The 15144-nt window shown below is 61.3% G+C and carries 11 protein-coding genes; 9 read left to right on the top strand and 2 right to left on the bottom strand.

Translation table 11 applies throughout. The features are described from left to right. Positions 1-7 precede the first annotated feature (7 nt). The 8 genes from M1P90_RS12895 to M1P90_RS12860 all read left to right on the top strand — a co-directional run bounded on the left by M1P90_RS12895 (position 8) and on the right by M1P90_RS12860 (position 9755). Positions 8-805, top strand: a complete 798-nt coding sequence (locus M1P90_RS12895) for a class I SAM-dependent methyltransferase (protein WP_483703062.1) — start codon at positions 8-10, stop codon at positions 803-805. Beyond that, the gene (locus M1P90_RS12890) at positions 802-1788 is read left to right on the top strand and encodes a lysylphosphatidylglycerol synthase transmembrane domain-containing protein (protein ID WP_483703061.1); all 987 of its coding nucleotides are present in this window, start codon (positions 802-804) and stop codon (positions 1786-1788) included. The genes M1P90_RS12895 and M1P90_RS12890 overlap by 4 nt, the downstream gene beginning before the upstream one ends. Continuing rightward, a complete protein-coding gene (locus M1P90_RS12885; protein WP_483703060.1) occupies positions 1781-3307 on the top strand; it encodes an ArnT family glycosyltransferase in 1527 nt (508 codons plus the stop codon). Before M1P90_RS12890 ends, M1P90_RS12885 begins: the two co-directional genes overlap by 8 nt. Before the next feature lie 46 nt (positions 3308-3353). Continuing rightward, positions 3354-4832, top strand: a complete 1479-nt coding sequence (locus tag M1P90_RS12880; protein ID WP_483703059.1) for a glycosyltransferase family 39 protein — start codon at positions 3354-3356, stop codon at positions 4830-4832. Positions 4833-4894: 62 nt separating this feature from the next. Next, positions 4895-6154, top strand: coding sequence for a glycosyltransferase family 39 protein (locus M1P90_RS12875; RefSeq protein WP_483703058.1), 1260 nt, complete (start codon positions 4895-4897; stop codon positions 6152-6154). Positions 6155-6172: 18 nt separating this feature from the next. Continuing rightward, the gene (locus M1P90_RS12870; RefSeq protein WP_483703057.1) at positions 6173-7477 is read left to right on the top strand and encodes a glycosyltransferase family 87 protein; all 1305 of its coding nucleotides are present in this window, start codon (positions 6173-6175) and stop codon (positions 7475-7477) included. Position 7478: 1 nt separating this feature from the next. Next, entirely contained in the window at positions 7479-8456 is a 978-nt protein-coding gene (locus tag M1P90_RS12865) for a glycosyltransferase 87 family protein (RefSeq protein WP_483703056.1), read from the top strand. Positions 8457-8483: 27 nt separating this feature from the next. Continuing rightward, positions 8484-9755, top strand: a complete 1272-nt coding sequence (locus tag M1P90_RS12860) for a glycosyltransferase family 87 protein (protein ID WP_483703055.1) — start codon at positions 8484-8486, stop codon at positions 9753-9755. Between the two features lie 143 nt (positions 9756-9898). Here the strand turns inward: M1P90_RS12860 and M1P90_RS12855 are convergent, their stop codons facing one another. Together M1P90_RS12855 and treS are read right to left on the bottom strand one after the other, a co-directional pair. After that, on the bottom strand, positions 9899-10948 hold the full coding sequence (locus M1P90_RS12855) for a glycosyltransferase family 87 protein (protein ID WP_483703054.1): 1050 nt from the start codon (positions 10946-10948) through the stop codon (positions 9899-9901). Positions 10949-11016: 68 nt separating this feature from the next. Then, positions 11017-12660 (bottom strand): maltose alpha-D-glucosyltransferase, encoded by a 1644-nt coding sequence (gene treS / locus M1P90_RS12850; protein WP_483703053.1) that lies wholly within the window; start codon positions 12658-12660, stop codon positions 11017-11019. 85 nt (positions 12661-12745) lie between these two features. Between treS and M1P90_RS12845 the strand changes: the two genes are divergently transcribed. Next, positions 12746-14977: a glycosyltransferase family 39 protein gene (locus M1P90_RS12845; protein ID WP_483703052.1), complete on the top strand. Its 2232-nt coding sequence runs from the start codon at positions 12746-12748 to the stop codon at positions 14975-14977. The last annotated feature ends 167 nt before the right edge of the window (positions 14978-15144 follow it).

Here is a 15144-nt window from a genome sequence, read left to right as displayed (position 1 = left end):
TGGAATTATGAGCCAGTATGCTACGGACTACCTGCGTTATGCCTGGCAAATGCTGAACGGGTTTCGGGCCAGGCACGAACTTTCACTGGCGGAGTTGCGTGAGCGTGATATACAGCCGCTTCTTCCTGCAAAGCGCCCGCTGCAGATCCTTGACGTTGCAAATGGGCGGCTGCGGCCGCAATTAGCAATTCTGAAGTCGGCTGGCCATCAGGTGTATGGTATTGATCTGGCGAATCGGCCGCTGGCTACGCGCATTAATTATGCTTACAGCGTGGCGCGGCAAATTTATCGCTGGAAGCTTGATCTGCCACAAGAAGCGTTGTCTGACAATACACTAACATGTGGAAATGTCGGATTGCTGCCATTTCCGAGCGAAAGCTTCGATCTGGTAACGTCTATTGCCGCATTCGAGCATTTTCTGGATGTGCCAAGCGTTGTTGCCGAATTATACCGGGTGTTGCGTCCAGGTGCATGTGTCTGGGTTTGCATTCACCTGTTCACATCGCTTTCTGGGGGGCATAACCTGAGTTTTGCCCAGATACCACTACGCACTATTCCTAAACATATTGATCCCTGGGATCACTTACGCGAGCGGCGATTGCCCTTTCATGTGCCTTTGAATGAATGGCGAATGGGGCAGTATGTTGAAGCATTTGGCCGCCATTTCGAGATTGCTCGGCACTATTGTGCTCTTCATGAAGGCGAGCACCTTTTTACGCCCGATCTGAGAAATGTATTGAAAGAATACTCGCGCGATGAGCTGACCTGTTATGCATATGTTATTGTTGCGCGGAAACCGGCGTGAGCACCGCACTTGAACAAGCGAGCACAGTTCCTGTGTCGCTATGGCAGCGAATCTTTCGCGTGCTTCAGATCGGTGTTACGCTTGCCCTCATTGCCTGGCTTGTGCGCCAAACCAACTGGGTTAACGTTGGGGCGCTGCTACGGAACATTCAGCCCGTTTTTGTCGCAGTGGCATTCATAAGTTTGCTTGCCTGCCATTGGATCAATATTGCTCGCTGGCGCTACCTGCTCGATCGCCCCGACATCCGTTTCAACCACTTGCTTCCTTTATATGCAATTGGCTTGTTTGCGAATAATTTCCTGCCCACTGGTATTGGTGGCGACGGCGTGCGCGTGGCCTTGCTGCGCCGGTATGTGCCGCTTGGGCGGGCACTGTTTTCGGTTGCGGCCGACCGCGGGATTGGCCTGGTTGCAGTGAGCGCGGTGGTGCTGGCGGGGTTGTGGGCTGGAGTGCCGGCATCGTTTCATGGCCGGTGGCAAGAATGGGCCGCGCAGGGGTCATTGCGCCTGGTGCTGCTCGCAAGCCTGGCCCTGCTTGCGCTTGTCGCTGCGCTTGTCTGGCGTTCGCCACACATGCGTACCTGGCTGACGCGGCGCACGGCAGCGTGGCAGCTCCCTCAGTGGAATATGGGCGAGTGGGTTCGCCGCATTGCTGTGGCCTACGGCATCTCGGTTGGCGCGCACCTGTGTATTGTGGGTGCCACCTGGGCAATGCTCGCGGCATTACATATTGACGTGCCGCTGGCTGCTTCCCTATGGCTCGTTATTATCAGCAGCCTGTCGATGCTTGCCCCAGTGACGGTGAATGGCATGGGCCTGGTTGAAAGCGTGTATGTGCTTGTGCTATCGAGCTATGGCGTTGCGCCAAGTGCCGGGCTTGGTGTGGCGCTGATTATACGTTTGATCGCACTGCTGATTAGCTTAAGCGGCGGTGTCTGGATGCTTGATAAGCGATCAAGGGAGCGGGAGGCGGTGGTTGAATAGCGCGCGCCGCTACTTCCCGCTTGCTGCGGCACTGCTGCTGGCAATCGCTGCATTCTGGAAGCTCGATGGCGCGAACCCGTGGTGGGACGAGGGCTGGACGCTTACGGTTGCGCGAACGTGGGTCGAGCGCGGCTTTTATGGGCGATTGCTCGAAGGCCAGCTGGCACCGCCGGGCCTTGAGGCGGCTTTTCCAACCACTGGATTGGTAGCACTGAGCTTTCGCACCTTTGGCGTGGGTCTATGGCAGGGGCGTCTGCCAATCGCGATGTGTGCCGTGGCGGCAATGGCACTACTGTGCTGGCTGGCCTGCCAATTCTACAATTCTCGTGTTGCCTGGGCCACGCTGTTCATTGCACTCCTCACCCCTGTTCACCCACTGCTGAACCCGCTGCTGCTTGGCCGGCAGGTAATGGCCGAAATGCCGATGCTGGCCTTTTTGCTGGCCGGCTATGCCTGCCTGCTGCTGAGCCTGAAGCGTTCGCCGTGGTGGGCAATTGCGACGGCGCTGTTCTGGGCGATTGGCGTGCGCACCAAACTTCAGGCGGTGCCATTCTGGGCGGTTTCGGCGCTTGTGCCGCTGCTTCTCTGCCTGTGGCAGCGCCGCTGGCGAACGTCGTGGCTACTGGGTGGCACAATTGCCGGAAGCTTACTGGGGGCGTGGCTGCTGCCGTGGTTTCAGCAGGCGCTGCTGGCTGGCCGCACAGCACCGCCGGAAACGCTGACTGATCTTGTTTCTGTCACTGCATTTGTGCCAACGCTTGATGTGCGCATGTTTGCCCTGCAAACCACTTTTTCCGATGGATTGATTGCGTGTATCGGGCTTGTGTATGCACTCTGGCACCTGCTCTGGCGTGAGCATTTGCAGCTCGACAGTGCGGCGGCGGTCGTTCGGTGCAGCGTGCTGGCTTTTGCAGGAAGCTGGATGCTGTGGTTCGCTGGCCTGTCGGTTGGGTGGGAGCGCTACATGTTCCCAGCTACTTTTGTGGCGAGCATTTTTGTGGGGGCGCTGCTTGCCGACCTGACGCAGGGATTTGCGCTGCGCTCCAGCTTTCAGCAGCTGGGAAGGAATATTCAGCAACGGCGACTGAACCGGGCTGGCGCGGGCAGTTTACTTGCTTTATTCCTTCTACTGGTGACTTTGCCGCTGGGCGTACAATCGTTGTATCGGGCGTATGCAATTGATGTCAATCGAGATGCTATTGATACTGCGGAGTTTTTAAACAGCTCCACGCCGCCGAGCGCGCGAATCGAAACCTACGAAAGCGAACTATTCTTTTTCTTGCAGCGCCCATATCATTTTCCACCCGATCAGTTGCATGTCGCGCTGAATCGCCAGATGGTGCTCAAACAAACCGTACCAGTTCACTATGATCCGCTGGTGGGGAAGCCAGATGTTATTGTTGTCGGCTCGTTCAGCCGGATGTGGGAGTTGTATGGCATTGTGCCGGCAACACCAGGGTTTCGGCTTGTGCGCAGCTTTGGTGTCTACGATATCTATGAACGTATCAATTCCTTCTAAGCAAGCAAACGTAGGGCTTGGGCGTTTTAGCCTCCTTGGCGTATGTTTGGGCGCCATCGCGGCTGCAGGGCTGTGGAACCTGGCTGGCCCCGGGATGTGGTGGGATGAAGGGTGGACGCTCTCGGTGGCGCGCACCTGGGCTGAGCGCGGGTTTTATGGGCGCGTGCAGGATGGCCAGCTGGCGCCGCCGGGCCTGGAAGCGGCGATCAGTGTCACAGGGCCGGTTGCGCTAAGCTTCAAACTGTTTGGCGTGGGGCTGTGGCAGGGGCGGCTGGTTGGTATTGTCTTCCTGCTGCTTGCACTCAGCATGCTGTATCTGCTGGCTGTTCGGGTATTCAATCGGCGCGTTGCGATTGCTGCTCTGGCGCTGCTCTTCCTCACCCCAATGCATCCACAGCTGCACCCGTTGCTGATGGCACGCCAGGTGTTGGCAGAAACACCGATGTTTGCGTATCTGCTCCTTGGCTATTTGTGCCTGCTGTTTGGCCTGCAACGCTCGCGCTGGTGGCTGGCGCTGGCGGCGTTTTGCTGGGGCGTGGGGCTGATGACAAAAGCGCAGGCCCTGCCATTCTGGCTGGTGTCGCTGGCGCTGCCGCTGGGGGTGGCGCTGTGGCGGCGCAACTGGCAGCTTGCTGTGCGCTTAGGCGGCAGTGCTGCCGGCGCGCTGGTGGCCATGCGCCTTGTGCTGCTGCTGAAAGACGCCGTGCTTGCTGGGCACACGCTGCCAGCCGGCCCGCTGATTGGCTTGTACGACGTCACGGCCCTGGTGCTGACCTCGTTCAATCGTTTGCTGGCCTTGCGGATGACGTTGCTGCTGGCCTTGCCCACGGTTGCCGCGCTGTGCTACGCGGCCTGCCGCGCCCTGCAAGCGAAACCGGAAGAAACCCTGCAGGCGAAATATTTGGTTCGCCTGGCGTTGCTGGGCCTGTCGGCAAGCTGGCTGGCGTGGTACACCGTGCTTTCGGTTGGCGTGCCGCGCTATCTGTACCCAGCAACGTTTTTTGGCAGTGTGTTTGTAGCGGCGCTCCTCGATGATATAACAGGTGGGTTTGCGCTCGGCGCAAGCCTGCAGCGTGCGTCGTTGCTGCTGCGCGGCCGCCTGGGTTGGCAAATTGTGGGTACATGGCTGGCGCTGCTGGTGCTGCCGCTGATGTGCGCAATTACCCTCTTCACGCTGAATCGCTACTATGTGACGAATACAAATACTTCTGCTCAGCAGACAGCGGCGTGGCTGGCACATGCGCCACTTCTGGGCACGGTAGAAACATATGAAAGCGATTTGCACTTTTTGCTCGACCGTCCATACCATTATCCGCCCGATCAACTGCATATTGAGCTCAATCATCGCAGTTTGCTGCATGAAGATGTTCTTATCGACTACAATCCATTAGCAGCAGATCCCGATTATTTAGTCGTTGGTCAGTTTGCTCGTGAGAATCATTTGTACGATCTGGTGATTCAGCGCGGCGATTTTCGGCCGATACAGACATTTGGCGGTTATATCGTCTATGAGCGTGCTCGCTAAGCACCAGAATACGCTCGCAGAACGTTATACATTTGGCAGAACAGTATACAAAGGAAGACGGGATGCGACGCTCGCTCACCCAAAATTCACCATTGCAATCATTCGTGGGCCAGGCGCGGGTGTGGCTTAGTGAACGCGACCAGGCATGGCTGTGGGCGCTCAAGCTTTATCTGGGCTACCGTGTGCTTTTTAGCGCGTGGTGCGCCTGGATTTCGGCGGCGCTGCCCAAATCGCCGGCCGAGGTCGCGATTGGCTTGTGGCCAGGGAATGCGCCGTTCGGCGCATGGCTCGAGCGCGTTTTGATCTGGCCCAGCGTGCGCTATGATGTGTACTGGTATATTGGCATTGCCGAAAACGGCTATGAATTCCGCGAAGGAGGAACTGCCTTTCATCCGCTCTACCCGTTGCTGATTGGCGGGCTAGGGCGCATGCTTGGCGGCGATTACGTTCTGGCGGCCTGGCTGATCGCGCAGGTATGCTGTGTGCTGATGCTTGTGGTGCTGTACAAGCTGGTGCTGCTCGATCACGATGAGGGCGTTGCTCAGCGCACCACGCTGTTCCTGCTGGGCAGCCCGCTCGGCTTTGCATTTCTTATTCCCTACACCGAATCGCTGCTGCTGCTCTGTATCGTTGGGGCGTTTTACGCGGCGCGGCGCGGGCGCTGGATCCTGGCAGGTGTGGCGGGCGCGTTCGCTGCGCTCACCAAGCAGCCTGGTGTGATTGTGATGCTGCCGCTGCTGTGGGAACTGTGGCAGCAGCGCAAAACACTGCGCGCGAGCGGATGGTGGACGTGGATCGTGCCGCTGGCGGGGATTGGACTGGTGCCGTTCGGCCTGCTAACCTTTCTGGTATATCGCGCGACACTGGGCGATGTGCAGTTTACGCTTGCCAACCCGCTTTCGCTGATCGATGCGCTGCTGGTAACGCCATCGTACCGTGATGTGTGGGGTGAATATTTTAGCTGGCCATGGGAGAACTTATTCTTTGCGCTTGAGCAAATGCAGACAAAACCATATTTTTATCTTGTGATAAACACAGGCATCATGGCAATTGGTACGGTGCTGGTGCTGTATACCATGCTGCGAATACGCCCTTCCTATGCGATCTACAGTGGTTTCCTGCTGCTCATGAATTTATCGATTGTGTACCCGATCTGGCCGTATATGGGGATTATTCGCCGATATACGATTATTTTCCCGCTGTTTATTCAGCTTGCGCTATGGGGGAAATCACGCTGGATCACTGCCCTTATTTTGGTCATCAATACAATTCTGTGGGTGTATATTAGCGAGGCATATGTGCGTATGGCCTTTGTGCCATAGCCTGTTTAGAAATAGCCAATGAAGCGATATTTTGCAATACCAACCACCAATGCTGGCACAAAGCCATTGATTCGCCCAGGTATACTATGGATTATGGTGGCGGTGCTGTGTGTGCTTGGCGTCCTGCAAATCTGGCTGGCGTGGAGTGAGATTGTTTCCAGTGGCATGGATATTCAGCAGGATTTTATTGCCGCCCAACGCTTGCGCGCAGGCGAAGATATGTACGCACCAATCGCGCCAGCCGAGGTGGCGGCGCTGGGCGTGCATGAAGAATATGGCGTGGGGATGCGGCTGAACGTTCACCCGCCATTGACCGCGCTCGTGTTTGCCCCGCTTACGTTCTTGTCGTTCCCGGCAGCAACGCTGCTCTGGACGCTTGGCTCAGTGGCGCTGCTGTTTGGCGTCGTCTGGCTGCTGGTTGCCGAGCTTGAGCTGCCATTGCGCGGGCCGTGGCGGCTGCTGGTGCCGCTGCTGTTGCTGAACTGGTACCCGGTCTGGCAGCACCTCCATGTCGGGCAGTTTACCATTCTGCTGCTGGCGATGATTGCTGGCGCGTGGTGGTGCGAGCGCCACCAGCGACCGTGGCTTGCGGGCGTTCTTCTTGGCGCCGCAACAATGCTGAAGATTTACCCGGCGCTGCTGCTGGGCTATGCGCTGCTGCGCGGGCGCTGGCGCGTGCTGGGCGGCGCGGCAGGGTGCATGCTGCTGCTGCTGGCGGCGCAGATGGCGGTGAACCCGCAGCACTGGGCCGAGTATTTCGGCCAGGTTGCGCCGGCAAATGCTGCGACATGGATGCCGAATGCGCGCAATGCCTCGCTGGCGACGATTAGCATGCGCTTGTTTGTGGGCAGCGACGAGGTGCGGCCATTCTTTGCCATGCCACAGCTTGAGCTGCCTCTGCGCATGGTGCTATATGGCACGGCAGGAGCATTATTTGGCCTGGTGCTGTGGTGGCGGCGCAAGCAGCCCGACCTGACGGGCGAATACAGCCTGGCGCTCAGCGCAATTGCGCTGCTGTCACCACTCAGCTGGGATCACGCGTTTATTTTCCTGCTGATGCCATTTGCGTATATCTGGCAGCAGGCGCGGGCGCGGCCCGGGCCATGGCGGCGCTGGGCGATTGGGCTGGTGCTGGTGGCGCTGGCGCTGTCGCTCTTCCCTGCCGAGCTGGTGTTTGCCAACCTCAAGCGCGCGTTTTTGCTCCAGCAGATGCCGCCGTGGGTGCATTTTCATGCGGTGGGCGTGTGGGTGCTGCTGTGTGGCTACGCCGCGACGCTGATCGCGCTCTGGCCGCGCCCGGTGCCTGCAAGTGAGCCGAGGTAACATGTTCGAACTACTGCGCTCGATCTTTCAGATCGACTGGGATATTTTCATGGCCGGGGCGCAGGCATGGATGCACGGCCAGAGCCCCTATGCGCGCCTGGCCTCGCCCACATTTGGGAATTTCGGGCCGGGCGCATTTGCTTACCCACCGACGGCGCTGCCCTGGCTGGCGCTGTTTGTGCCGCTGGGCGGGCTTGGCTACTATGTGTGGACCTTGCTGGAGCTGGCGCTGTGGTGGTGGATCATTCGCAAGGATCGCCCGTCGCAACTGTTATTGATCTGCTGGTCGCCGCTCATTTTGCACCTGGTTGAGGGCCAGAGCACGTTGATGGCGATCCTGGTGGCCTGGGCCGCTACGCGTGCCGAGCGGCGCGGCTGGCTGTGGGGCCTGGCGCTGGCCTGGGCGCTTACCAAGCCGCAGGCGGCAATTGTGCCGGTGCTCTGGCTTCTGTGGGCCGACCGCAACTCGCCGCAGCGCGCGCGCCTGTGGGGCGGCATTGCGCTAGGCACGCTGCTGCTGGCGCTGCCGCCCACCATCATCAACCCCGGCATCTGGAGCGACTGGCTGGCCTCGCTCACAGCATACCGCGCGCGCATTTTGCAGATGGGTGCCTGGCAGGGGCCAAGCGTTGTGCTGTTTGCGCTGGCCGCATGGCTCTGGTATCGCAGCCGGCGGGGTGGCTGGCAGTGGTGGCTGGCGGCGGGTGCGTTCCCGCAAACCAGCTTTTATGGCATGGTTGCGCTGATGCCGGCGCTGCGACCGCGCCCGAATAACTGGACGCTGGCCGGGCTGGCGCTGGCCGGCGTGCTGCAAGGGCCAATGCAGCTCGACCTTGCGAATGGCACCTCGCTGGTGTTCTTGCCGTGGATTTTGTGCGGGCACCTGCTGGCCGCATGGATGATCGCCGGCGGGACGCGCCGCGAGCGCGCCCTTGTGACACCACCGCCCGCGCAAACGCAGGCCGCCGAGGCCCGATAGCTCCGCATGGCAAAGCCCCTGAAAAGCATGCAGGACTCCCGTTCGCTTGCGCTGCCATCCTCGGTGGCGCGTGAGCGGCGCGCGCGCCTGCTGAACCGCGTGTGTCTGCTTCTGACGCTGCTGTGGGTGGCGCTGGTGGGCCTTACGCTTGCGCCCGACCCCGACGATTTTCAAACATACTGGCGCGGCGCATGGTCGGTGGCGCACTATGCCGATCCGTATTTCTTGATCCAGGGGCGCCAGCAGCCAAACATGTACATCTACCCGCCCTTTTTTGCCTACCTGATGCTGCCCTTAGGGTTACTGCCACTGCGCGCCGGGCAGATCGTGTGGTTTGGCCTGAATGTGGCAATGCTCGCCGGTTTGCTGGCCATCTGCATTCGCGCAAGCCGCTCGGTGCTGGCGCGGCGCTACTGGGGCGTGCTGGCCCTGCTGGTGGCGGTTGCGCCGCCAACGCGGCTGAGCTTGCAGCTTGGCCAGGTGAGCATCCTGATGGCGCTGGTGATGCTGGGGAGTTTTCTGCTGGCGAAGCGCCGCGCCCATCTTTCCGGTCTGCTGCTGGCATTGAGCTGCCTGATCAAAGTGTTTCCAGCAGTACTTTCGCTGTATTTCCTGCTGCGGCGGCGCATGGCTTTGCTGTGGGGCGTGGTGGCAGGAATTGTGATTGTCGGCGTTTCGCTGCTGGTGCACGGCGCCGCACCGTATTCCAACTATCTGGCGAAGGTGGTTTTTGGCCGCGATTACCCGTATTTTGGGGAACATAACGTTTCGCTGTTTGGTTTCTGGGGGCGCATTTTTACCCCCAACGACTATGGGGTGGCGCTGGCGAACGCCCCGCTGCTGGCGCGAACGCTCGTGCTCGCGTGTGGCCTGCTTGTGCTGGCAGCGTGTGTGTGGGCGAGCCTGGGCCGCGAAAGCGAATTGGCCGAGCCGTTGCGCTTTGGCGCGTGGCTTGGCGCGATGATGCTCGTTTCGCCCTCGAATGGCACATACACCTTTGTGGTGCTGCTGCTGCCCCTGCTGGCCGTGCTGCGCGTGTTCGAGCTGACCAGTGAGCGGCGCGTGCTGCTGTGGCTGTGCCTTTGCGCATGCTTGCTGTGCTGGCCGCCCGCCTGGACCGACTGGCAGCCGTGGCTGTACAACCGCCTGCACACTGGCTGGGGCTTGCTGTTCCTCACACCCTCGTTTTATGGCGTGCTGCTGACTACCGGCCTGTGCGCCTGGCTGGCGCGCACTATCCTAGCAAACAATCCTGGTGAGGCTGACGAACCACGAAGACACGAAGACACGAAGGATTGAGATCAGGTACTCAATTTTCTGGAAAATAAATTTTCCTGTACTCAGCTTCCAGGAAGCTAAAGCCAGTTTTGCTTCAGCACGGTAGCCAGATGAGCTTCCTGGAAGCTTGCCCGTTGTATGAAAGAACGTATTTTCCAGAGTACTCATGCATTCGCAGGCGTTGCGGCCGGGCGCGCTGCGCGATACCAGCGCCAGAGTAGCACGAGCAATAGTGGACCCTGCACCAGCGGGGCCATGTTGTCGGCAGGAACGACGCCCATGCCGATCAGCAGGGCCAGCGCGCCGGCCAGCGCCAGCGCAAGCTGCTCGAATTTCCCCAGCGGATCAAGCGCGACCATGCCCATATATTGTCGCCAGCTCAGTGGCGAGCCGAGCAGCATTACTGGCACAAGGGGGCGCAGCCAGTCGCCGCCGCGCAGGCGTGGGATGAGCGGCAGAATGAGCAGCGCCAGAACGGCCAGCCCGGCCAGCAGCGGCGACACCCCCGGCAGCACGGCGCGCACCAACCGCACCAGCGAAACGTTGTCGATCTGGTCGACATAAAAGTTCGTGTTTACTGGCATGAAGCGCAGCCACCCCGATGTGACCCCAAACCCCAGCACCAGCTCGCACAGCACCAGCAGGCCCGCGCCCACGCCAATTGCCACCAGCGCGGCGCGCGTGCGGCGTGCCAGCAGCATCCCGCCGATCAGCACAGCCGGGTAGATTTTGAGCGCCGCGCAGGCGCCAACCAGCGCGCCCGCGCGATTGGGGTGCGCTGCCTCAGCGCGCAGCGCGAGCGTGAGCAGCAGAAACAGCAGCGGCTCGTGCGTGCCGAGCCCCAGCGCGAGAATCCAGAATGGCGCAGTGGCCGCACATGTCGCCAGGCTCACGTCGCCCAGCTCCCACGCCACAACGATTGCCAGCCACGAGATCGCCAGCCAGATCCAGCGCGGGGCCGGCCAGGGCAGCCAGCCAAACGGCAGTGCCAGCAGCGTGGCAAAGGGCGGGTGCGCGGTGTGCATGCCGCCATAGGCCGGCGCGATGTCGGCGCAGCATTCGAGGAGGATGTCGGCGGTGCGGATGTTGGGGTCGCGCCCTTCCCACCACGCCCGCGCGGCGGCGTAATCCTGGGCGTAGTCGGGCAGAAACTGCGGCAGCAGCAGAATTGCCGCCACCAGCGTCAGCGCGCCAACCAGCAGGCGGGGTCGCATAGGCGCGTGCCTTTCGATAGTGAGAGGAGCGCCCACGGTGCCGCAGGCGCTCCTTGCCGTGGTGGGTGTTACGCGTCAGTGGGCGGCTCCAGGCGGAACCAGTAGAAGCCGTGTGGCCCCGGCGTCAGGAAATAAGGCAATTCGCCGATTCGCGGGAAGCGTGTTTCGCCAAAGATCTCCACGGGCGTCCAGCCGTTGTAGTGCCGCAGATCAAGCTCGACCGGCTGGCTGAAGCGCGACAGGTTGTTCACCACCAGCACGGTCTGGCCTTCGCCGCTGCGAATGTACGAAAGCACTTTGCGGTTTTCGGGGTGCTGAAACTCGATAGTGCCGCGCCCAAACACCGGGTAGTTCTTGCGCAGGCGGATCATGCGTTTCATCCAGTTCAGCAGCGAAGAAGGATCGCGCAGCTGCGCCTCGACGTTGATCGACTGGAAGCCATACACCGGGTCGACGATTGGTGGGCTGTAGAGCCGGGCCGTGTCGGCGCGCGAAAAGCCGCCGTTGCGGTCGTTATTCCACTGCATTGGCGTGCGCACGCCGTTGCGATCGCCCAGGTAGATGTTGTCGCCCATGCCGATCTCGTCGCCGTAGTAGATGATTGGGCTGCCGGGCAGCGAGAAGAGCAGGCTATTCAGCAGCTCGATGCGGCGGCGGCCATTATCGACCAGCGGGGCCAGGCGGCGGCGAATGCCCAGGTTGAGTTTCATGCGCGCGTCTTTGGCGTACTCGTGGTACATATAGTCGCGCTCTTCGTCGGTCACCATTTCCAGCGTCAGCTCGTCGTGGTTGCGCAGGAACAGGCACCACTGGCATTCCTCGGGGATGGCCGGCAGCTGCGAAATAATGTCTTCAATTGGCGTGCGGTCTTCGCGGCGCAGCGCCATAAAGATGCGTGGCATCACCGGGAAGTTGAACGCCATGTGGAATTCGTCGCCGTCGCCAAAGTAGGGCCGCACGTCGGCCGGCCACTGGTTGGCTTCGGCCAGCAGGATGCGCCCGGGGTACTCGCGATCCATCAGGCCACGCACTTCTTTCAGGTAGGCGTGCGTTTCGGGCAGGTTTTCGCAGTTGGTGCCTTCGCGCTCGAACAGGTAGGGGATGGCGTCGGCGCGGAAGCCATCCACGCCCATGTCGAGCCAGTGGCGCATAATTTTGAACATCGAGCGGCGCACGCGCGGGTTGTCGAAGTTCAGGTCGGGCTGGTGGCTGAAGAAGCGGTGCCAGAAGTATTTCTTCGCGGCTGCGTCCCATGTCCAGTTCGAGCGCTCGGTGTCGATGAAAATGATGCGCGCGTCGTTATACTTCTGGTCGTCGTCGCTCCACACATAGTAGTTGTGACGCGGCGATTTGGGGTCGCTGCGCGCTTCCTGAAACCAGGCGTGCTGGTCGGAGGTGTGGTTCATCACCATGTCGAACATCACCTTCAGGCCACGGCGGTGCGCCTCCTTGATGAACAGCTTGGCGTCTTGCAGGGTGCCGTAATCGGCATGCACGCCGTAGTAATCGGCAATATCATAGCCGTCGTCCTTGAGCGGCGAAGGGTAGAAGGGCGTGACCCAGATGCAGTCGACGCCCAGCTCCTTCAGGTAGTCGAGCTTTTCGATCAGGCCGCGAAAGTCGCCAATGCCATCGGCATTGCTGTCGTAAAACGACTTGACCTGCAGTTCGTAGAAAATGGCGTCTTTGTACCACTGATTGTCGGCTGTCATGCCCGCTCCTTGTCTCGCATTGCCAAATATCGGGGCGTATTTTATCATAACAGGCCTTGGTGGCTTGAATGGATGACTTGAACAGATGGCTACTGCTGATGTTTCCGCCGCGCCCCGTCGCTCGGCTTCTCTCGCCTGGCTGCTGGCGCTGCTCATTCTGCTGCTGGCGCTGGTTCCCCGCACGCTGGGCCTGGCCGATTTTTATACGATCGACGAAGCGTACCACTGGCCCGACCGCGTGCGCCGCTTTACGCAGGCGCTGCAAACGCAGCAGTGGATTCGCACCGACCAGACCGGCCACCCCGGCGTGACGACGATGTGGCTTGGCTCGCTGGGGCGCTGGCTGGGCGAACAGCGCAATATCTATGACGACGGGCGGATCGGCAATGGCGCGGCCTACCTGGGCGCGCTGCGCCTGCCGCTCGCGGTGGTGAACAGCCTGGCGGTGGCGATTGGCTTTCTGCTGCTGCGCCGGCTCGTGCGGCTGCGGCTGGCCCTCCTGGCGGCATTGCTGTGGGCCACTGCGCCGTTTGTGGTGGCATACAGCCGCCTGCTGCACCTCGATGGGCTGCTGACCTCGTTTATGACGCTGTGCGTGCTGAGCATGCTGGTGGCGCTCGGCGCGGGCCGCGCCCGTGCAGCTGCGGGGAATATTGAACAGAAACATAACACTGTGTCAGAAAGGCCCGTCCTGAGTAGCGCGCAGCGCGTATCACAAGGGCCCGTCCTGAGTAGCGCGCAGCGCGTATCACAAGGGCCCGTCCTGAGCAGCGCGCAGCGGGAATCACAAGGGCCCGTCCTGAGTAGCGCGCAGCGCGTATCGAAGGGCGCGCCGTCTTTCTCCCGCCCGATGTTTCTGCTCGCGGCATTCTTTGGCGGGCTGGCCCTGCTCACCAAAGCACCGTCGCTCTTGCTGCTGCCCAGCATTGGCCTGCTGATGTTTGCGTGGAGCCCGCAGCCTGGTTTTCTGGGCCGGCTGCGCTGGTCGGTGCCGCGCTACCTTGTGTGGCTGGCGATTGCGGTGGCGCTGGTATTTGCGGGCTGGCCAGCGATGTGGGTCGATCCGCGCGCGGCGGCCGGCGATGTGCTGAACGAGATTATTGCCAACGGCGGCCAGCCAACCGACACCGGCAATTTTTTCATGGGCCGGCCAGTGCCGGTGCCTGGGCTGTGGTTCTACCCGGCCGCCGTGCTGCTGCGCACCGACCCCGTCACCCTGATTGGCTTGGCGCTGGCGCTGGGCGCGGGCGTGTTTGCCCTGGTGCGCCGCCGCACGCTCAGCGGCGAGGCGCGCGTGCTGCTTTCGCTGCTGGGCTTTGCGCTGCTGTTTGCGCTGGCAATGGATATCGAGGCCAAGCAATTCGACCGCTACCTGCTGCCGATCTGGCCGGCGCTGGCGGTGCTGGCTGCCGCTGGCTGGTGGTACCTGTGGGACGCGCTGGCGGCACTGCTCGGGCGGGCGCGGCGGCTGGTGGGCGCGGCGCTGCTGCTGGGCGTGGCGGCGCTGCAGATCGGCCAGCTGTGGTGGTACCACCCCTATGAGCTGGGCTACTACAACGCGCTGCTGGGCGGCGGCGCAACGGCGCAGCGAATGATCCTGGTGGGCTGGGGCGAGGGGCTGGAAGAAGCCGGCGCGTGGCTCAGCGCGCGGCCCGATCTGCGGCGTGGGCCGGTCCAGTCGTGGATTCCGTATGTGCTGGAGCCGTTCGTGCCCAGCGACATCCCGGTGAATGATTTGCAGGCGCCGCGCCCGGGCGTGTTTGCGAACTATGCCGTGCTGTACGTTCGCAGCGTGCAGCGCAAGGAATCGGCTGCCGCCGAGGCGTATGTGCGCCAGTTCCCGCCACTGCTGACGATCCAGAAATATGGCATTACCTACGCCACGGTGCACCAGCTGCCGCGCCCCTTCGCGCTGCCAGTCGATGCGGTGTTTGGCGATGGCCTGAGATTGCGCGGCGTGACGCTCGCCCGCGATGGCGCGACCCTCACCGTGACGCCGTCGTGGGGGGTGGAGGCGAGCCAGGCGGGCGGCGCGTTTACGTTTGTGCATGTGCTCGCGCCCGACGGCCAGAAGGTCGGCCAGCTCGATATTCCGCTCGATCAGGGGCTGTTTCCGCAGTGGCAGGCCGGCCAGCAGTTCGACGGCCCGATCCCGATTGCGCTGCCCGCCGCCCTCGCGCCCGGCGAATACCGCGTGGTGATGGGCGTGTACCGCCCCGGCGAGAGCGCGCGCCTGCCGGTGCAGGGCGGCACCTTGCTGCCCGACGCGGTGGACGGCCCGTCGGCGGTGCAGGTAGCGACCTTCACGCAGCCGTAACGTATGATCATCCACAGATTACACAGATTTCGCAGATTACCATTTGTTTGATAGCTCTATCTGTGTAATATGGAGATTACTCGTCGCTACTCTACATCGTGTGCGGATTATTCGCCTATATAGCCATAATGTAACTTTGTCCATAGATCACACGAATTTCGCAGATG

The sequence above is a fragment of the Kouleothrix sp. 19917 genome (assembly GCF_057073505.1).
Note: the sequence above shows the minus strand (reverse complement) of the source record. Positions and strands in the feature narration are given on the sequence as shown.